The organism is Streptomyces sp. NPDC019937, from assembly GCF_040631655.1.
GTDB lineage: Bacteria > Actinomycetota > Actinomycetes > Streptomycetales > Streptomycetaceae > Streptomyces.
This window is the reverse complement of the sequence record NZ_JBEYAL010000017.1, coordinates 53,950-73,671: the sequence shown is the minus strand read 5'-3', so window position 1 is coordinate 73,671 and position 19,722 is coordinate 53,950. Positions and strand designations below refer to the sequence as shown.

Sequence of the window (19,722 nt, the reverse complement as noted above, 5' to 3'; positions counted from 1 at the left end):
AGGGTGGAACCAGCCCATGGATCAGCCCGCGGGGTCGGGCCGGGGCGGCTGCCGCGGCGTTTGATCCTCCGGCCGCCAGGTGGCCGAAATGGTGAGGCTGGCGTTCCCGTTCGCCCCCACGATGCCGAGCTTGAGGTCCTGGCCCACCTGCACCCCGAACTGCACGGTGAACTCCTGCGGCGGCTGGGGCGCCGAGCGGACCGCGTCGTGCACGTCCTGGAGCACCGCGCCAAGACCCTGGAGGACGACGCCGAGCCCGGCGTCGGCGAGCGCGGCCGCGGCCCGCGTCGCGCGCCCCACCGGGGTCACGCCGCCCACGCCCCCGTAGGCGTCCGCGGGCGCGTCCCCCACGGGGGCGAGTTCCAGCCGTACGGACGTGCCGTCTGCCAGCGGTATCTCTCGGTGTTCCGTCACCTCTTCATCATGCCGATCACCAGGCCCCCGGTCTGCTGTTTCGTCGCAAAATCCCCGGATGGGGAGGCGGTTTGCGCGGGGTCGCGCCCCGCGTCGACGTCGATGTCGGATTCCCGCGAGCCCGGCGGCGCGCGGTGGCCGATGCTGGAGCCATGTACACCGATACCGACCGGTGCCTCAGGGCCGCACGGGCCAAGGACGCCCGCTTCGACGGATGGTTCTTCATCGCCGTCGTCACCACTCGCATCTACTGCCGTCCGAGCTGTCCGGTCGTCGGTCCGAAGCCCGAGAACATGCGGTTCTACCCGAGCGCCGCGGCCGCCCAGCAGGCCGGGTTCCGGGCCTGCAAGCGGTGCCGCCCCGACGCCAGTCCCGGATCGCCGCAGTGGAACGAGCGGGCCGACCTCGTGGCCCGCGCCATGCGGCTGATCGCCGACGGGGTGGTCGACCGGGAGGGGGTGCCGGGGCTGGCCGCGCGGCTCGGCTACAGCACCCGGCAGATCGAACGCCAGCTGCTGGCCGAGCTGGGCGCCGGGCCGCTCGCGCTCGCCCGGGCGCAGCGGGCGCAGACCGCGCGGCTGCTGATCGAGACCAGCGGGCTGCCGATGGCGGACATCGCGTTCGCGGCCGGGTTCGCCAGCATCCGGGCGTTCAACGAGACCGTACGGGAGGTCTTCGCGCTCTCCCCGACCGAGCTGCGGCAGCGCGCCCGGAGGCAGCCCGGCCCCGCCGTGCCGGGGGCGCTGACGCTGCGGCTGCCGTTCCGGGCGCCGCTGTGCCCGGACAATCTCTTCGGCCACCTCGCCGCCACCGCCGTACCCGGGGTGGAGGAGTGGCGCGACGGGGCGTACCGGCGGACCCTGCGGCTGCCGTACGGGCCCGGCGTCGTCGCCCTCGCCCCGCGCCCCGACCACATCGCCTGCCAGCTGTCCCTGGCCGACCTGCGGGACCTGTCCGGCGCGATCAGCCGCTGCCGCCGGCTGCTGGACCTGGACGCCGACCCGGCCGCCGTGGACGACCTGCTGCGCGCCGACCCCCGGCTGGAGCCGCTGGTCGACAAGGCGCCGGGGCGGCGGGTGCCGGGGTCGGCGGACGCGGAGGAGTTCGCGGTGCGCGCGGTCCTCGGGCAGCAGGTGTCCACGGCCGCCGCCCGCACCCTCGCGGCCCGGCTGGTGACCGCGCACGGCGACCCCGTCGCCGACCCGGGCGGCGGGCTCACCCACCTCTTCCCGACCGCCGAGGCCCTCGCCGGTCTCGACCCCGAGGCACTGGCCATGCCGCGCACCCGCCGCGCCACCCTCACCGGGCTGGTCGACGCGCTCGCCGAGGGGCGGGTCGCGCTCGGCGTCGGCAGCGACTGGGACGAGGCCCGGGCCGGGCTGACCGCCCTGCCTGGGCTCGGGCCCTGGACCGTCGAGGTCATCGCGATGCGCGGCCTCGGCGACCCCGACGCGTTCCTCCCCACCGACCTCGGCGTCCGCAAGGCCGCCGCCGACCTGGGCCTCCCCGCCACCCCCGGGGCCCTCACCCGGGCCTCCGCGCGCTGGCGGCCCTGGCGCGCCTACGCCGTCCAGTACCTGTGGGCCAACGACGGCGGCCACGCCATCAACCGCCTGCCCGCCTGAACCGCCCGAACCGGCCGCGCCAGGCCGCACGAACCAGGAGAATCCCCCCGTGACCCGCACCCACACCGTCGTCGACAGCCCCTACGGCCCGCTCACCCTGGTGGCCACCGGCGCCGAACTCTCCGGCCTCTACATGACCGACCAGCGCCACCGACCGCCCGAGGAGTCCTTCGGCACCCCCGCCGCCCCGGGCGACGCCCCCTTCGCCGCCACCATCCGCCAGCTCACCGCCTACTTCGCGGGCGAGCTGACCGAGTTCGACCTGCCGCTCCACCTGACCGGCACGCCCTTCCAGCGCCGCGTCTGGGACGAGCTGCGCCGCGTCCCGTACGGCGAGACCTGGACGTACGGCCGGCTCGCCGACCGCATCGGACAGCCCACCGCCTCCCGCGCCGTGGGCCTGGCCAACGGCAAGAACCCGGTCGGCATCATCGTCCCCTGCCACCGCGTCGTAGGCTCCACCGGCAGCCTCACCGGCTACGGCGGCGGGCTGGACCGCAAGCGGCGGCTGCTGGCGTTCGAAGCCGGGCGGCGGCAGCTCCCGGCCCTCTTCTGAACTTCCCCCGCACTTTCTTCCGCGACATGGCATAGCGGGACGGTCCCGCACACGTCCAAGGAGGTGACCGACCACCGACGGACAACCGATCACGGGGAACCATGGATGATGAGGAAGAGCGCCGCTTCCGCGCGTTCGTCGCGGCCCGCTCGCCCGCGCTGATGCGCTCCGCCACCCTGCTGACCGGCGGCGACACCCACGCCGCCGAGGACCTGCTGCAGACCGCCCTGGCGAAGGCCGCCGGGCGCTGGGGGCGGCTGGAGAGCCCGGAGGCGTACGTACGGCAGGTGCTCTACCGCCAGCAGGTGAGCCTGTGGCGGCTGCTGCGCTCGCGCCGGGAGACCACCGTGGCCGAGCTTCCGGACACCCCGGCCCGCGAGGACGGCACCGGCGCGGTGGAACTGCGGATCCTGGTGCGGCGTGCGCTGGCCCGGCTGACCGCCCGTCAGCGGGCCATGCTGGTGCTGCGCTACTTCGAGGACTGCCCGGAGCGTGAGGTGGCCGAGCTGCTCGGCTGCTCGGTGGGGACGGTTCGCAGTACGACGCACCGCGCCCTGGCCCGGTTGCGCACCCTCGTGCCCGAACTGGACCCCGCCGTGGGCGGTCTGGGCATCGGCAACTCACCCGTGGAGGTGTGCCAGTGAACCCCGATCAGCTGCTGAGGGACACCCTGCGGGAATGGTCCGAGGAGACACCGGCCCCGGTGGGGCCCGATCTGGCGGGCCGTGCGCTGCGGCGCCGCGGCCGCCGCCGTACCGCCACGGTGACGGCGGCCGCGGCGCTCGCCCTGCTGGCGGGCGGCGTGGCGGTGCCGGTGGTGGCGGACGCCCGCCACGGGGACTCCACGCCCTCGGTCGCCGCGCCGCGTACCGGCGACGTGCTCGCGCGCGAGGACGAGTCGCCGCCGCGCCACCTGGTCGCCGCGGGCGATCTCGCGGTGTCGGCGTACCGGACGGGCGGGACGCGGGAGAAGTCCGGCCCGTACGCGCGGTTCAGCTACGACTGGTATCTGTACGACGCCGGGAAGCGGCGGTACGAGAAGACGTCCTGGGGTGATGTGGACGTGGCCCCCGGCATGAAGCGCGCGGCCGTGCTGGAGAGGACGCTGCCCGCGCCCCGCGTCGGCATCCTCGACCTGACCACCGGCAAGGTCGTCCGGTGGATCCCGCTGGACCACGGGGCGGGCGGTGTGACGTGGTCGCCCGACGGCGAGCGGCTGGCGGTGACCACGTACAGCGGCGACCCGGACGTCGAGGCGGCCCCGGCCGACCGCGAGACGCGGCGCGAGCTGCCCGGCAGGACCGGCTACTACGTGATCGACGTGGAGTCGGGCACGAAGCGCTACCGCCCGCTGCCCGCCTCCATCGAAGGCCGTACCGACGTCCGGTGGAGCCGGGACGGCACGCGGCTGGCGGACCCGGCACCGGCCCACGGCCCCTACCTGGCCTGGTACGACCTCCGAGGCCGGCCGGCCCGCACCCCGCCCTACGAGGGCATCGGCACCTCGGACGCGGGCCGGTCCCCGGACGGCCGCTACTACGCCACCGGCGACGGGCGGAGGGGCGAGGTGAAGGACGTACGCACCCGCCGCACGGTCGGCGACGGGTTCACCGGGGCCCCGCTCGCCTGGACCAGCGACGACCGCCTGCTGCGCTGGGAGGGCTGCGGCGACGACTGCGCCGACGACCGCTACGAGCGGCTGGTGCTGACCGACCCGGCGGGCCGGAAAACCGTCCCGCTCACCGGCTGGCGGGCGTACCAGGGCCACGGGACGTGGGAGCCGGTGATCACCCGCCGCTGAACCCCACCGCCGGGATCAGCCGCCCCCGGCGGCGATCCGCTCCAGCAGCGCGGGCAGCGCCGTGCCGATGGGCTCGCGGACGACCTCGTCCGCGAGCGCGTCGTACGGCGTCGGCTCGGCGTTGACGATGATCAGCCGGGCGCCGCTCTCGGCGGCCATTCCGGCGAGCGACGCCGCGGGCTGTACCTGGAGGCTGGTGCCGACCGCGATGAAGACCTGGCAGGCCCGCGCCACCGCGACCGCCTCGGTCAGCACCTCCGGGTCCAGCCCCTGGCCGAACATCACCGTCGCCGACTTCAGGATCCCGCCGCACTCCCGGCACGCCGGGTCCGCCTCGCCCGCCGCGACCCGCTCCAGCGCCTCGTCCATCCCGGAGCGCTCCTCGCAGTGGGTGCACTGCACGACGCGCGCGGTGCCGTGCAGTTCGAGCACCTTGCGCTCGGGCATCCCGGCCAGCTGGTGCAGCCCGTCCACGTTCTGCGTGATCACGCGCACCGGGACCCCCGACCGCTCCAGCCGTGCCACGGCCTCGTGCGCGCCGTTCGGCCGGGCGTGCAGCGCCTTGCTCTCCCGGCGCATCTGCCAGGAGCGGCGCCGGATGTCGGGGTCCGTCATGTAGTAGTCGTACGTCACGAGCTTCTCGGCCTCGGGATCGCGCCGCCACAGCCCCTGCGGGCCGCGGTAGTCGGGAATGCCGGAATCCGTCGAGATGCCCGCCCCGCTGAGGATCGCGACGAGGGGCCGGCGCGTCGTCTCGCTGCTCATGCGGCGAGCCTACGCTCGCCGTGCGGCCGCCGTGCCCGTGCGGTCGCCTGCCGCGACCGGAGGTGTCCAGCCGAACAGCCGGACCGGGTTGGCGCACAGGATCCGCTGGGTTTCCGTGGCGCTCAGCTCCGCCGTGAGCCAGGTCAGGGTGGTGCCGTAGACGCGGCCCTCCTCGTGGCGGGTCCAGGGCCAGTCGCTGCCCCACACCATGCGCTCGACGGCTCCGGTGCGCAGCAGGCTCCGCAGCATCGCCGTGGCCGCCCGCGGCGCCGAGCGGTACGGTGCGGCCGCCTTCACCCACACATGCGGTGCGGCGAGCAGACGGAAGAGCGCGCCGGAACCGGGGTACGACAGGGACGGGAGCGCCGGCAGCCCCAGGTGGTCGATGACCACCGCGCCGGGCCAGCGCAGGAGCCGGGGTTCCAGCTCCTCCCACTGCCGCTGTCGCGCCTGCACCTCCATGTGGAGCCCGCGCGCGGCGAGTTCACGGGCCAGCCGCGGCCACGGGCCCTCGCCCAGCGGGGGCACCGGACGGCCGATCAGATTGAGGCGGATCCCGCACACGCCCGCCTCCACGAGCCGGTCGAGTTCGTCCCCCGGCGTCCGCGGGTCGATGACGGCCACGCCGCGAAACCGTTCCGGCGCCCGGCGGAGGGCGGCCAGCAGATGGGAGTTGTCCGTGCCGAGGAAGCTCGGCTGCACCAGGACCCCGGCCGCGAGGCCATGAGCGTCCAGCAGTGAGACGTAGGCGTCCACCGTGGCGTCGTAGTCCGGGCTGTACCGCCGCTCGTCCGCCAGCCGCAGTCCGCGTGTGAAGACGTGGGCGTGGCTGTCGACGGCGGCGGGCGGCAGCGGGGGCTCGGTGCATGTCACCGGCAAAAGAATAGTCCTATGAAGGACTAGACGTCAGCAGGAATCCGGACCATGCTTTCACGCCATGCACTCCGTCCCGTCCACGCCAGAAGGCTCCGGAACGCCCGAGAGCCCCGGAGCGGCCGCCCTCGCCCGGACCGACGCCCGGCTGCCGCTGCACGCCCGGCTCCGGGAGGTGATCGCCGAGCGCGTCCGCTCGGGGGAGTGGTCGCCCGACGAGCCGCTGCCCGCCGAGTCCGCCCTGGTCGCCCACTACGGGGTGTCCCTGGGGACCATGCGGCGGGTGTTCCGCGACCTCGTGGACGAGGGGCTGCTCGAGCGGCGCCAGGGGACCGGGACGTTTGTCCGGAGGGCGTCCCTGGACGCCTCCCTCTTCCGCTTCTTCCGGTTCGGGGCCGCCGGGAGCGGCTTTCCGCGCAGCCGCATCCTCTCCGCCGCCCGGCAGGTGAGCACGCGGACCATCGCGTCCGCCCTCGGCATCACCCCCGGAAGCGAGGTGCTGCACCTGCACCGGCTGCGGCTGTACGACGAGCAGCCCGCCCTCGTCGAGGACATCTGGCTTCCGCTTCCCCTGTTCGAGCCGCTGGAGCGGATCGCCGCCGACGACCTCGGCGACCTGCTGTACCCGACGTACGAACGCCACTGCGGCCAGATCGTCGCGGCCGCCACGGAGGAGCTGACCATCGAGGCGGCCACCGCGGCCGACGCACTGCTCCTGGGCTGCGGACGCGCCGAGCCGGTGGCCGTGGTCGAGCGCGTCGCCCGCGCCCATGACGGCAAGCCGCTGGAGTACCGGCGCTCACGCGGCCCGGCGCACACCTTCCGCTACCGCGTCGACATCCGCTGACCCGCTTCCCGCACCACCGAGCACCACCGAGCACCACTGAAGAGAGCCGCCGCATGTTCGCCTGGTACCGGGACACCGACACATCCCAGAGACGCGCGTTCTGGGCCGCCTTCGGCGGCTGGACGCTCGAAGCCGCCGACGCCCAGATGTTCGGGCTCGTCCTGCCGACGCTGCTGGTCACCTGGCACTTGAGCACCGGAGCCGCGGGCACGCTCGCCTCCGTCACCCTCCTCTTCACGGCCGTCGGCGGCTGGCTGGCGGGCTGGGCCTCCGACCGCTACGGGCGGGTCCGGGTGCTGCGGTGGACGATCGTCGTGTACTCCGTCGCCACGGTCCTCATCGGCTTCACCGCCGACTCCGCCCAGCTGATGGTGGCGCGCAGCGTGCAGGGCTTCGGGTTCGGCGGCGAATGGGCGGCCGGAGCCGTCCTGGTCAGCGAGTACATGGGGACCCGCCACCGCGGCCGGGCACTGGGCGCCGTGCAGAGCGGGTGGGCGCTGGGCTGGGGGCTGGCCCTGGCGACGTACACCGTGCTGTTCAGCCTGTTCCCGGAGGACTGGGCCTGGCGGGTCATGTTCTGGTTCGGCGCGCTCCCGGCCCTACTGGTCGTCATGATCCGGCGCAACGTCACCGATCCGCCGCTCTACCGGCAGCGGGCCGCGCGGGGCGGGAACCGGGTCTCCCTGCTGCGGATCTTCAAGCCGGACCTGCTGCGGGTCACGCTCCTCGGCGCGCTGCTGGGCCTCGGCAGCCACGGCGGCTACTACGCGCTGACCACCTTCCTGCCGACGTATCTGCGCACCACCCACGGCCTGTCGGTGCTGGAGACCAGCGGCTATCTGGCGGCGTTCATCGCCGCCTCGTTCCTCGGATACGTCACCTCGGGCGTCCTGGCCGACCGGATCGGCCGCCGGAGGAACATCATGTTCTTCGCGGCCATGTGCCTGGCCTCGGTCGTGACCTATCTGTTCCTGCCGATCAGCGACACCCAGATGTTCTTCCTCGGCATGCCGCTCGGCTTCTTCTCCGCGGGCATCCCCGCCGGGCTCGGATCGCTCTTCGCCGAGCTGTACCCGACCGCGATGCGGGGCACCGGGCAGGGCTTCTGCTACAACTTCGGCCGCGTCGTCGCGGCGGCCTTCCCCGCCTTCGTCGGCTTCCTCAGCGACCGGCTCGGCATGGGCACCAGCATCGGCCTGTTCGCGGGCAGCGCCTACGGGCTCGCCGTCATCGCCGTGGCCCTCCTGCCCGAGACCTCCGGCCGGGAGCTCGACACTCCCGTAACCGGCGCCGACGACGCGCCCGCACCGTCCCTTCTGAAAGGCACCACCGTATGACCACGCACGCCTGGTCACTGCTGCTCATCCTGGCCGTGGCGATAGCGGCGCTGATCCTCCTGATCAACTCCCGCCTTCGCGTCCATCCGTTCGTCGCGCTGATCGTCGTCACGATCGGCACGGGACTGGCGGCCGGTGAACCCGTCGACAAACTCGCGGCGTCCATCGAGGAAGGCGCCGGCGGCACCCTCGGCGACGTCGGCATCACGCTGGCGCTGGGCGCCATGCTCGGCCGCCTGCTGTCCGACTCGGGCGCGACCGACGCCATCGCCCACGCCATCGTCGACCGGGCCGGCACCCGACGGCTGCCGTGGCTCGTCGCGGGCGCCGCCTTCGTCATCGGCGTGCCGATGTTCTTCGAGGTCGGCCTGATCGTGCTGCTGCCGCTGATCTTCAGCGTGGCACGCAGGCTGGAGGCGCGGGGCGGCACGAAGGGCTCCCCGTACGTCCTGCTGGGCGTGCCCGCCATCGCGGCGCTCTCCACGCTGCACGGCATGCTGCCGCCCCACCCGGGCCCGCTGACCGCCATGACCGGGCTCCACGCCGATCTCGGCCTGACCCTCCTGGCCGGTGTCATCTGCGCCGTCCCCACCATCGTGCTGGCCGGTCCCGTCTACGCCCGCTGGATCGCTCCCCGGCTCGCCGAAGTCCGCCCGGACCCCGCGCTGGTGGCCCAGTTCACCGGCGCCGGACAGCAGCCCGCCCCGGCCACCGCGGACGCGGGCGGCCCCGGCGCTCAGCTCCGCCCGGACCACGACACCCCGGCTCGCTCCCACGTGCCCACCGGCCTGGCCATGACCTCGGTCCTCATCCCCGTCGTCCTCATGCTGCTGCGCACCCTCGCCGAGACCACGCTGGACGAATCGAGTCCGCTGCGTTCCGCGCTCGTCTTCACCGGCGAACCCCTCATCGCGATGCTCGCCGGATTCCTCTTCGCCCTGGGCCTGACCGTCATGACCGGCGGCGGCCGGGGCGAGGAGACCCGCCGCTCGATGACGGGCAGCCTCCAGTCCATCGCCTCCATCCTGCTGATCATCGGCGGCGGCGGCGCGTTCAACCAGGTCCTGAAGGATTCCGGCATCGGCGACGCCATCGCGTCGGCGGCCGAGGGAGCCCATATGAACCTGATCGTCCTGGGCTGGCTGATCGCCCTGCTCCTGTCCCTCACCACCGGTTCGGCCACGGTCGGCATCGTCTCCGCCACCGGCATCATCGCCCCCCTGATCGGCACCGGCGGCGGACTCGAGGCGTCCCTCCTCGTGATCGCCATCGGTTCGGGCTCGCTGGGCCTGAACTACGTCAACCACGCCGGGTTCTGGCTGGTCAAGGAGTCCTTCGGCATGAGCCTGACGCAGGCCGCGAAGACGCAGACCGCGGTGCAGACGCTGGTGAGCGTGCTCGGCCTCGGCATGGCGCTTCTGCTGTCCGTCTTCGCCTGAGGCCGACGGCGCACCCCCGTCAACCGGACCGGTAGAGTCCGCGCCAGCACCAGAACGAACACGGCGTGACGGGGGAGTACGGGGATGGGTCGGTTCCTATGGCTGAGCGGTCGGACCGTGAGCAAGAACAAACAACTGGCGGATGACGGGCGCGTCACCCAGACGATACGGATCTCCGACACCGCCCCGCAGCCCGCCCGCGCCGTCCATCCCCTCGCCTTCCCTGAGCGCCGCGACCCGCCAGGCGGCGACCTGAAGGCCTACCGTGCCGCCCGCAAGGACGGCACCCGCGCCTTCACCCTCTGGGCCGACGCTTACCGTCAGCAGGTGTTCGCGCAGGTGGTCACCGTGTCGGCGGTCAAGGGCGGCCCGGCCACGTACGAGGTGCTGGGCGCCGCCGGTGAATCCGTCGCCCGCATCACCCGCGAACCGGCCATGAAGGGCGGGCGCGTCCGCACTCGCTGGACCGTCCAGCAGGCGGGCGGTCCGTCTGCGGTCGGGCTGAAGGGGCGCCCGTTCTGGTGGTTCATGTGGTGGCTGATCTCGCCCCTCCAACTGGCCATCGCGATCGGCAGCTTCATCGGCGGCAGCGGCGACGTCGCCCGCCCGCCGCGCCGCACCAAGTGGCGCGTCGACCGCCGGGTCGTCCTCGACTACCACAGCGGCCCCGGCAGCGCCTTCGAACTGGAGGCGCTGGAGGACTGGTGGGACGCCCGCGCCCTCGCCGCCCTCGTCGCCCTCCTCGGCTCCCACGACGGCTGGCTGGGCAGCGCGTGGGATCTGACGGGAGAGCGATGACGCCTCCGCGTAGCCTGGTGCGGAGGCGGGAACCGAATCCCGCCGCTGCATGCCGGTTACTCTTCGTCGATCTCAGGCGACTCGAAGAAGTCGAAGGCCATCTGTCCTGTCGGCTCCTCTGACGCAGAGACCGCGACCTGTGAGGCATTGGGGTCCACTGCCTCTTCGTCTTCATGGGGCAGGGCGTATTGATCCGCCAGCCCTGCAAGATGCAGGACCAGTGGGAGCCCCAGGACATCGCGGTAGTCGTCACAGAACCGCTGCTGATGGACGAAGGCGGCCCAGGCCTCCGCATCGTCGCCTGGTTGCAGACAGGCGACGGCCACTTCCAGAAGCTCCGGATTCCAGGCGTTCGTCGTGGGACGGAAGGCGCTTTTGCCCTGCGCGTTGACATGACCGGTCAGCTTGGCGTCGTCATTGGTCAGTTTCGTCTGGGTACTGGACTTGTCGGCCGTGCTGTAGAAGACACGGCCCGACTCACCCGGCGTTCTGGGCACCCACAGCCCCTTCGCGATACCCGCACGCTGCTTGCCCTTCTGCTCGGGGCGGAGCTCTTCGGCCTCGGCCCACCACTGAGAGGTCTCATCCCGGCTGCTGTCGGCGATCCGGATCACGCGCAGATGCCTGCCGTAGAGACCGATACGTTGGGCAGGGCCGCTGTCGAGCACGAGTCGGTCCTGATCCAGCCCATCGTTCTTCAACCACGGCCACCGCTTACGGATGTCCTGGGCATGGGACAGGACCAGGGTCGGGGTGCTGCGCAGACCCGACAGCGTCTTCTTGATGAATGCGGCCATGAGCGTGGACTGCTGCGCGGAGGTCTTGAGGTCCGCCTCCCTCACCCGCCCCGTCAGCGACTTCAACAGCTCGGGGTATGGCACCCACTGGTGCATCTCCGCGGTCTTGCCCATGATGCACTTGGCCCCGGGCCGGATGAGCACCGCGATGGGCGTGAACTGCGCCTTCCCGGTGGGACCATCGTGTCGGCGCTCCACCAGGTGGAACGCGACCTGGTTGAGACCGGGCGGGATGAGCTCGCCCAACGTGTGCTGAGGGACGAACCGCATGCCCGTCTGACGGAGACCGTCCGACCACGCCGCGGTGGCCCGCATGGCAGCGTCCTCTTCGGCCTTCTCGGCTTCCATCTCATTGTCCATAGGGCGAATGAACTGGGTCACCAACCCTGCATCCGCGGAACCGAGGCGGATCGCGTGCTTAGGATCAGCACGCCGCTTCTCCCGAAGGAAACTGCGATCGCCTTCAAGCTCCACGAAGGCGACCTGAACGCCGGGCATGCTGTCGCGCAGCTCCTTCAGCGTGTTCGCCACAGCCCGGCGGCGCTCCCCGATGGCCTCTTCGTGTTCCTTGCCACGGCGCGGAATTCGGTCCCCTCCGAGAAGGCCGCCGAGCGCGCCGAGAGGCCGGGCATGCAGCCTGACCGTCAGCTCCTCCGATTCCCACACCCAACCGTCGGGCCCGTGATCCCGGCGGTGTCCGGCAAGCCCGAGGTTCGTCTCTGCCGCGGCGACGAGTCGGTCACGCTGGTCGTCCGTCTGATGAAGGACGAGTCCGACGAGGTCCGCGCCTTCGAGGGCTTCGGCGAGAGCCTTGCGCCGCAGTGAAGCATTGTCCGACAATGCGCGCTCGCGCTGCTCGAGGATGGCGGCCAGCTTTGTCTGAGGGATCTCCTTCTTCGGGATGGGCGGCAGCTTCTTGAGCTGCTTCTCGGGCGGATGAGCGTAGCCGCTGCGCTCCAGCCGCGGGACCGGCACGAGCTCTGGGGCGAGCGCCTGCTCCGCCCACTCGATCAGCCGTCGCCGCTCACTCGGCATCAGTCCGGTTCCGATGGTGTGCGGGCCCATCGTGGCCTGGTGACCGACGGCGAGTGCGATGCCGTCACGTCCCCCGATCCAGTGGTCGGCCTCCTTGACAAGCCGGTCCACCGACGGCAGCCCGTCGAGCGCGGTCACTCCCGCGAGCATCCCTTCCGTGCCGCCCTGACGCCAGTCGGTCGTGCCATGCTTCCATTGGATCATGGCGACCGAGAAGCGCTGCGGTTCCGGCCCGTCCGGGACGAGCGAGGCGTCCGGACGCAGATAGACCGACGCACCCTTCTGGTACGGCATCCACACCTTGCCTGTGACGAACCTGCGGATTCCTGCGCTCAAATGCACGCGTGGCACGGAGCAGAAGGGAACGGTGCGCACACTGATCCGGATGACCGCCGAATAGTAGGAACGCTTTCCGCTGCTGTCGCTCTTGGCTTTCGGTGCGTACTCCCGGGGAGGCCACGACATCAGTTCCGCACCGCCGCTGCCCTGTCCCCTGGAACCCCCGATCCCGGCGACTTGGTGGAACACCAAGCGCTCACCGTTGTGTTCATAGGGCTCCAGTCGGGTGATCCGGCCGGCCAGAACATCGGGGAGGAGCCGATACACATGCTGGGCCGGGAGGGCCGTCCCGCCGGGGGAGGGATGCTGCTGAGCGAGGAGATCCACCATGCTCATCTGCCACTGCAGGGACGCCGTGTCCAGACTCCGGAAGGTGTCCATCAACAGGGCGGTCGATTCCGGATCGTCCGGCTTGCGCTGGAGGTGCCGGAGCCAGGTAGCGATGAAACTGTTCATGACGGACATCGGGTACTCGTTGGCGCAGTACAGCCACGGCCGCTGCGCACCGAAGGTGGCTGTGGAGTCGACGGTGACGACATCCGGCGCGGTGGCGCGCATCAGCTGGTTGATGTTCCTGGTGGGAACCCGTCGACGCCAAACAGCCTCCCGCTCGCTCAGGCCGAAGTGGTGGAGTTTCAGGATCTGCTCCTCCCATTCGGTGGGAAGGGCGAGGGTGTACAACGGATGCGCGAAGGAGTTCTGGGCGGGGTCGGGCATGTAGGCCGCGGTCCGGATGCGCTGGTATTCCACGGGGTTTGTGCTCCTTGAATTCGAGGGTTCTACGGTGATGGCGGACCACGCGGATCAGCCCATGTCCGCGAGTGCGCGGTAAAGCGGCTCGTACAGTTCTTGGACGAGTGACTTGTCGACAGGCGTCAACTCGGAATCCGGATCACTGTCGAAGTAGGGTGCGAGAACTTCACGTGCACTTGCCAGGAGGCTGGTCTCGGGGGTGTCGGTGGCGTGGAAGCCGGCCTCGCGGGGCGAGAAGGCGGCATCGACGAATACGACCCTGGCCGGTACACCACCACGCACCAGGCGCCCGATGACCTGCCACATGACCACGAGCTGATCCCAGGTGAATGCGGTCTTCTCGTCCTCGCGCAGACTGGACCAGGCGAGGCGCCTGGTGAGGAAGCGATTCCACTGGTGGCGCGCGCGGCTGCGGAAGGCGACGCCTGCCCGGTCGGGAGTTGCCGCGGCGAGAACACCCTGCCTGAAGGTTCCTTCCACGTCGCGGAGCTGTCGGACGGCCCAGTCGTTGATCGCCTGGATGGCGAGGGAGATGTCGTCAGGCCTGGGATGCGGCCGGGCCAGGAAGTAGACGCTGCCGATGGCGGCCTTGCCTCCGTTCAGCACGATGTTGTGGCCGCGCTCCACGGCAAGGAGCGGAGCGACCAGGATGTCTCCACCTACTGAAGGGAACGCCTTGACGTCCCCACGGGGCAGGGTGCGTACGGCCGTGTCCTCAGGTACCCGGGTCCATGCGGTGTCCGAGTCGGCGTCATCGGACACCAACTGCGTGATCCGGCCGTTCCATTCGGGGATCTGGTTGAGGTACTCGGCGGCCCGGCGGGCTTCGTCGTAGCTACCGACGAGCAGCAGGATGCGGCGCCGGTCCGGATCGTCGATCTCGTCCAGTTCGGCATCCAGCATGCTGACCGCGTCCGGCAGGCTGCGATCGGGCACGGCCAGCTGGTGCAGCATCTGCAGCAGGGCCTGCGGACGCTCCTCGGGGTCGCAGCCCGACAGACGCAATGGCTTGGGCTGGTCGCCGTCCGACCAGTACAGGAACTCCTTGCGGAACTCGGTACCCAGCACGGCCTGGACCTCTTCGTCCAAGGGCCGAAGAATCGCCCCGACCTCGGCATGGAGGTGGTACCGGCTGGATGTGCCCGCCCAGCTCGTGGCAGACATCAGCAGGATATGGGGGCCGGGGCGGCCGTCGATGGCGCACAGGTCGCCGAGCCGCATGAGCAGTTCCCGGCCCACGCCGTTGCAGTGGAAGAAACGCAATTCACCACTGCGGTCGCCGTCGCGCTCCCGGTCGTCGTGGCGGAACTGAAATCCGAGGACATTCCCCATGGGGGACTCCGGGATGACCGCCTCGTAGTCCTTCGGCGGCCTGCGCGACAGAACGTTGGAGGCGACCTCCAGATTGAGGGCGGCCTCGACCCGTGGCCACAGGGTGGTCATGAAGTCCAGTCGGCTGTGGAGGGCGGCCAGAATCAGTGTGAACTCGAACCGCCGCGCCTGCATGTCGATCCGGTCCAGCACCTCTGAGTCCGAACCGAGGACGTCGGTGAGGGTGTCCCGCAACCGCTCGCGCGTGCGTGCCCCCTGCGGGGCGTGGAGAAGTTCGAGCGTGAGGTGGACAAAGGTGTTGACGAGCGGAGTTACGTCGTCCTCCGGCCCGATCGGCTGTTGCTCATGGAGTGGGTCGTCACGGAACCGCAGCAGAGCACTGTCCAGCGCCCGGGCGGCCTCCGGTGGCTGTTCGCCCTTCTTCCGGTCGGCAAACCAGCTGTCGAGCAGGAGGTTGTGCAGCGTGAAGGCACTGAAGTAATCGATGCTGATCCACCTCCTGAGTTCACCGTGCTGCACCAGCAGCGCGAAGAGACGGTCGGTCGCGGCGCTCACGGTGTTCACGGCATTGGTCCAGTCGTCCACATCACGGGCGGACAACTGGAGCCGACCGTCCCGGGCCATCTGCTGGAACTTGTGAACGGCGACTTCGTCGAACCAGGAGTTCGGCGACCGTCCGACGAGAGTGCTGGCCGGTGCGAAGGCAGTATCGAGCTGCATCTGGACGCGGTCTGCCTCATCCACGATGATCAAGTCACTCAGTCGGCAGGCGAGTTCCAGATAGCGGAGCTGTTCGTCGTGCTGGTGCTGCGGTACAGAGCTGTGCACGAGGCCTGCCGGGGTGGCAACCCACACCTGGGCATCGACCAGGTCGCGAGCGCCGCGGTGACGGGGGCAGCGATTCCACAGGGGGCAGAGCCGCCGCTGGGGCTTCGGCCGCTTACCACCGTGGCTGACCGGGCTCTCCTCGTCGAGGAGCGGATCGCCTTCGTCGGTGTCGTGCTCCGGAACGGTGTGGAGGCTCAGGCACGGTGCCTCCCGGATGCCGAGGGGGCGTCGCGCCTCCATCCCGCGCAGGACATCCACGGGGCAGGCGCTGCTGAGGTATGCGAACCCGGCGTGATCGTGTTCGAGCATGGTGGACGCGCCCGCCGTTGCCGTGCGGCGGTGCAGGCGGCTGATGTTGCGCTCCCGGGTGGAGTGTCCCAGCACAGGGGCCGCTCGTACGCCGAGCCGGGTGAACTGTTCCACCACGGCGAGCGTTTCCGCGACATCGCCCACCACGATCGTGACCCGGCGAGGGGTCTGGGTCACTACATGGAAGGTGAGGATGTCGCGGATCGTGGACTTGCCCGCGCCGACCATGCCCACCATGTGGAGCAGTCGATCGATCTTGATCCGGCCCTGCTCGGTGAACCTGCCCAGCTTCTCATCGCGTAGGAGCAGCTTTACGCGTCGCAGCCGTCGGGCCCAGTCGCCCTTGGGCCCTTCTGGCGAGTCGGCCTCGAGGGAGTCCATCCCCTCGGCGGACTTCTCCAGTTCCTCCCAGGTGACTTCCACCGGCTCGCCCAACCCGGCGGGCAGGGCCTCCAGGGCGTGGGAGCGCGGCAGGGTGGCCGTCAGCAGGTCCTCGGTGAACTCCACCGAGTAGGTGCGGTCCTGGACCCGGAAGGTGTACTCGCCTTCCTCGGCCAGCGGAATGGACTGTGTGGCGAATGCGGGCGAGCTGGTGAGCAGTTCCTCGAAGACGGTGAAGCGCTGGGCCGCGCGGGCGGGTTCGCGGCGGCGCGGTCGGCTGTCCGGCCCGTCGAGGTCGTAGCCACGTAGTTGCTGCGGTACGGAAAGATAATCGGTGAGCGACTCGATCCAGGCCCGGCGGCGCCTGAGGTCCCACAGGTGGTGACGCGCACGCAGGATACGCAGCCGTTGCTCATCGGTGTGGACATCACCGAACGCCTCGCTGTAGGGGTAGCCGCCGAGCAGGGGCCAGACGTCGACCGCGGCCCGGGTCGGCATGGCACTCTCCAGGAGGTACAGTCCCAGTTCGACGTCCAGGAGATCACCGGGCCGGAAGCTCCCGAGCCTCGTCGGCCACACCTCGCCGAGCTGTCGTGGGGAGCAACGCCGGTGCCAGCCACTTCGGTCACGCATGACGGCCTCCTTCGGCCTGAGTACCGGGCTGGTCGGCCACTGCCTCGCCGACCAGCCGCAGGAAGGCGCGGTCGTCGAGCAGTGTGATGCGGCCGCTCATCTCGTCCGGCAGGTTGCGCCGGAACTGGCGTGCGTACGCCTCGTTCTCCCGGAAGCGGTAGCGGGGTACGACGAGGAAGGCGCGGTCGTACGGCGGTTCGGTACGGAACGGTGTGAGGGTGCGTGCGAGAAGGACCGGGTTGACGCGGTCCTTGACGTCGACGGCCCAGTGCCTCCCCCCGGGCAGCGGAACCCGCAGATCGTAGGCGTCGTATTGGGGCCACATCTCCGCCTGGATCCCGTACTTCTCCTTCAGCCCGGCTTCGAGGTCGGTCTCGGCGAGCCCCGGGCTGGTGACGAACATGCGCAGGGGGCGACTGAGCTGGAACACTCCTCCCTTCTGCGGAGAGAGTTCCACGCCGGTACCGTCCGTCCCATCGCGTCGGCAGCGGTCGAGTTCACACAGGTGCCCGCTCCGGTGCAGCGGCACCATCAGGCAGCGGCAGCGCTCGCACTGCCGGTAGACACCACCACGCAAATAGGACGCCGGAACCGGTTCGTAGCAGCGCTTGATGACGTTGTGCAGCAGCATGCCGCACTCCGGGTCGCCGCCGAGCAGTGCCAATTCGGCTCCGGTCAGGACGGGCCTGGAGGTGAGCAGAGCACGGAACGAGGTGTACGCCCGAGGAGCCTTCGCGGCGCGGCACACGGCGAGCGCTTCCAGAATCCGGTCGTTCTCGAAGAGCTCGGCGGCAGGATCGGCCGCGTTCACCTCCCACTCGAGGCATAGCTGATGAGGCAGACGCGTCTGCGGGTCGACGAGCACTGCTCCTCCGGCGCACAGCTCATCGGGGATGTCCAACGGCCATGCCTCCAGGGGGCGTTCCGCCGCCCAGCGGACCATCTCGGGCACGCTGCCTGGTGATTCGTCACCTCGGCGCAGACAGTGCAGGACGAGGCGGTTGTACGCGTTCTGCACCTTGGCGGGATAGACGGGATTGGGCACGGTGCGCTGCCGGGACAGTGTTGCCAGAGCGCTGGCGATCAGCCGCAGCAGCGTCTCATCAGGACCGGGCGGTGGTGCGGCGCCGGGCAGCGCGTCCGTCGTCATCGTGGACATCACGCGTCCCCTTCCGTCGCGCCCTCGGCGGACGCGGCACTCGGACACCACCGGGATACCGGGCACCACTGACAATGTGGTCCGGGCCGGGCCTCATGGACCTCGTCCTCGCGCCAGGGCCCGGCGTACCGCCGCAGTACGGCGAACGCCTTTGCCAGCCGCTCCGGATCCGCCGGGTCGATGACGAATGGTTCCGAGGTCTCCGGCTTGAGCACCTCGACTTCTACGCGTGACCCCGATGCGTCACCGCCCAGCGCGCCCTGGGCCAGCAGCGTGACGGCGAGCGCGAGCTGAGGGAACTCCTCCAGCAGGTCGTCGTGGTACCACCGGCGCTTCCGGGTGGTCTTGAGCTCCCGCCATACCCATGCACCGTCCTCGAGGTAGAGCAGGTCAGGCTTGGCGATGAGGACCGCCTGCGCGGCGGTGTCGTGGACCACCCGCAGCGCCTCGGGCTCGACCCGCTCGATAAGCGCGGAGTCCTGGAACGGGCAGGCGTCCACGTGGTGGAGGAGCATCGTCCGCCCGGTCGCCGCCTCCTCGTCGGATACCCGCCACCGCCCGCTGGTCCAGTTCTCGCCTTCCTCCGGCATGTCGGCAACCGTGCAGGCCGGCCAGCCCGCCCGCCGATGCAGGTCCTCGATCCATCCGTGCACCGCCTGACCGAGCTTCGCCGAGCTGCTGTACTCATCGGAGGTGGGGAGATGCAGCGTGCGCAGGAACGCCTGCGCGGGGCAGGTCCGGTGATAGCGCAGGTCGCTCACCGACACCTTCCGGAGCGGAGCCAGCTGTGAGGGCAGTCCGAGGACGCCAGGCGTACGCCGGAGGGCACTGCACCCGGTGAACTGCTTGCAGTCGACACACGAGGAGCCAGGGGTCGGATCCCCACCCGCCACCACACGCGTCACATGAGGGTGGCCGTGCTCGGCATAGTAGGCCTCAGCCTCCTCAGCGGTGCCGTCGAACTGTACGTCGGTCTTACCGTCGGTGAGCCCCACTTCGACGACACGCACCCGTTCGGGCCTGGTGGTGGGACCGTAGGGCTGGAACCTCTTGCCCCACTTGTGGGGCCAGGCCGCGGTGCGCCCGTGGAGCGCCACGAAGACCGCGATCGCGATCTCCCCGGGAGTGGAGCCCTTCGTCATGCCGTGCCGTAGGCGGCGGTATTCCCGCACACGTCCATCAAGGGACTCGTACCGCCGCCACCAGGCGTACATCTCCCAGAACTTGCCGTTCTCGCGCTGCACGACCCAGTAGGGCTGCACCGGTCCCAGCGTGTTCACGCCGTTTTCCGGGTTCTTGTCACCGTCGAGGTACGAGCGCACGGCGTGCTCCGCGTAGCTCAGATGCCCTGGGTGGAGAGCGGGAACCCGCGAGCTCAGATGGGCCAGCGCGTGCTCGGGCGTCTCTCCGCGGAACTCGATCCGGTCGAGGGTGTCCATGACCGGGCCCAGGGTGAACGTCTCCGCCTCCGGCTTGGGCAGCCGCAGGCGCTGAGCCGGCCACAGCGCCGGGCGGGCTTTGGCCGCCGCGTGGGAAGGGCACGTGTGCTCCTCGTCCCCACCCGTGCCCGGGCCGATCCGAAGAAGTCCCTCGTCCCCCGTCAGCCAGACGGGTTTGCGCCACCGACCACCCATTCGCCCTCCCCGTGCGCGTCGGATCGCCGCGTGGACACGGCGATGTGTCGGTCGCCTCATGAAGAGC

The 19,722-nt window shown here is 70.7% G+C and carries 15 protein-coding genes; 8 read left to right on the top strand and 7 right to left on the bottom strand.

The features are described 5' to 3' along the window. Positions 1–21: 21 nt before the first annotated feature. A complete protein-coding gene (locus tag ABZ562_RS18940; protein WP_361480531.1) occupies positions 22–414 on the bottom strand; it encodes a CU044_2847 family protein in 393 nt (130 codons plus the stop codon). A 152-nt stretch (positions 415–566) separates the two neighbouring features. Here ABZ562_RS18940 and ABZ562_RS18935 point away from each other — a divergent pair, with 152 nt between their 5' ends. From ABZ562_RS18935 to ABZ562_RS18920, 4 genes are all read left to right on the top strand, one after another. Further along, complete coding sequence (locus ABZ562_RS18935) at positions 567–2,039, top strand: AlkA N-terminal domain-containing protein (RefSeq protein WP_361480528.1); 1,473 nt, start codon at positions 567–569, stop codon at positions 2,037–2,039. 49 nt (positions 2,040–2,088) lie between these two features. Continuing rightward, positions 2,089–2,595 (top strand): methylated-DNA--[protein]-cysteine S-methyltransferase, encoded by a 507-nt coding sequence (locus ABZ562_RS18930; protein WP_361480525.1) that lies wholly within the window; start codon positions 2,089–2,091, stop codon positions 2,593–2,595. A 101-nt stretch (positions 2,596–2,696) separates the two neighbouring features. Beyond that, entirely contained in the window at positions 2,697–3,239 is a 543-nt protein-coding gene (locus tag ABZ562_RS18925; RefSeq protein ID WP_361480522.1) for a SigE family RNA polymerase sigma factor, read from the top strand. Then, entirely contained in the window at positions 3,236–4,396 is a 1,161-nt protein-coding gene (locus tag ABZ562_RS18920) for a hypothetical protein (protein WP_361480519.1), read from the top strand. Before ABZ562_RS18925 ends, ABZ562_RS18920 begins: the two co-directional genes overlap by 4 nt. Before the next feature lie 15 nt (positions 4,397–4,411). On the opposite strand, the gene ABZ562_RS18915 is transcribed toward ABZ562_RS18920, so the two are convergent. Together ABZ562_RS18915 and ABZ562_RS18910 are read right to left on the bottom strand one after the other, a co-directional pair. Next, on the bottom strand, positions 4,412–5,161 hold the full coding sequence (locus tag ABZ562_RS18915; RefSeq protein ID WP_361480516.1) for a Sir2 family NAD-dependent protein deacetylase: 750 nt from the start codon (positions 5,159–5,161) through the stop codon (positions 4,412–4,414). Positions 5,162–5,170: 9 nt separating this feature from the next. Then, positions 5,171–6,034, bottom strand: a complete 864-nt coding sequence (locus tag ABZ562_RS18910; protein WP_361480513.1) for an amidohydrolase family protein — start codon at positions 6,032–6,034, stop codon at positions 5,171–5,173. 64 nt (positions 6,035–6,098) lie between these two features. Here ABZ562_RS18910 and ABZ562_RS18905 point away from each other — a divergent pair, with 64 nt between their 5' ends. From ABZ562_RS18905 to ABZ562_RS18890, 4 genes are all read left to right on the top strand, one after another. Then, a complete protein-coding gene (locus tag ABZ562_RS18905) occupies positions 6,099–6,881 on the top strand; it encodes a GntR family transcriptional regulator (protein WP_361480510.1) in 783 nt (260 codons plus the stop codon). A gap of 53 nt (positions 6,882–6,934) precedes the next feature. Further along, on the top strand, positions 6,935–8,218 hold the full coding sequence (locus ABZ562_RS18900) for an MFS transporter (RefSeq protein WP_361480507.1): 1,284 nt from the start codon (positions 6,935–6,937) through the stop codon (positions 8,216–8,218). Beyond that, entirely contained in the window at positions 8,215–9,657 is a 1,443-nt protein-coding gene (locus ABZ562_RS18895; protein WP_361480504.1) for a gluconate:H+ symporter, read from the top strand. Before ABZ562_RS18900 ends, ABZ562_RS18895 begins: the two co-directional genes overlap by 4 nt. Positions 9,658–9,774: 117 nt before the next feature. Then, positions 9,775–10,455 carry a hypothetical protein gene (locus ABZ562_RS18890; protein WP_361480501.1) on the top strand — a complete coding sequence of 227 codons (681 nt, stop codon included), beginning with the start codon at positions 9,775–9,777 and terminating at the stop codon, positions 10,453–10,455. 56 nt (positions 10,456–10,511) lie between these two features. On the opposite strand, the gene ABZ562_RS18885 is transcribed toward ABZ562_RS18890, so the two are convergent. Genes ABZ562_RS18885 through ABZ562_RS18870 form a run of 4 tightly spaced genes read right to left on the bottom strand, consistent with a single transcriptional unit; the run spans position 10,512 to position 19,655 of the window. Next, complete coding sequence (locus ABZ562_RS18885; RefSeq protein WP_361480498.1) at positions 10,512–13,376, bottom strand: DUF3962 domain-containing protein; 2,865 nt, start codon at positions 13,374–13,376, stop codon at positions 10,512–10,514. Positions 13,377–13,430: 54 nt separating this feature from the next. After that, positions 13,431–16,862 carry a signal recognition particle gene (locus tag ABZ562_RS18880; RefSeq protein ID WP_361480495.1) on the bottom strand — a complete coding sequence of 1,144 codons (3,432 nt, stop codon included), beginning with the start codon at positions 16,860–16,862 and terminating at the stop codon, positions 13,431–13,433. Continuing rightward, positions 16,855–18,021, bottom strand: a complete 1,167-nt coding sequence (locus ABZ562_RS18875) for a hypothetical protein (RefSeq protein ID WP_361480492.1) — start codon at positions 18,019–18,021, stop codon at positions 16,855–16,857. The genes ABZ562_RS18880 and ABZ562_RS18875 overlap by 8 nt, the downstream gene beginning before the upstream one ends. Continuing rightward, the gene (locus ABZ562_RS18870; RefSeq protein ID WP_361480489.1) at positions 18,021–19,655 is read right to left on the bottom strand and encodes a PD-(D/E)XK nuclease family protein; all 1,635 of its coding nucleotides are present in this window, start codon (positions 19,653–19,655) and stop codon (positions 18,021–18,023) included. The genes ABZ562_RS18875 and ABZ562_RS18870 overlap by 1 nt, the downstream gene beginning before the upstream one ends. Positions 19,656–19,722 lie beyond the last annotated feature (67 nt).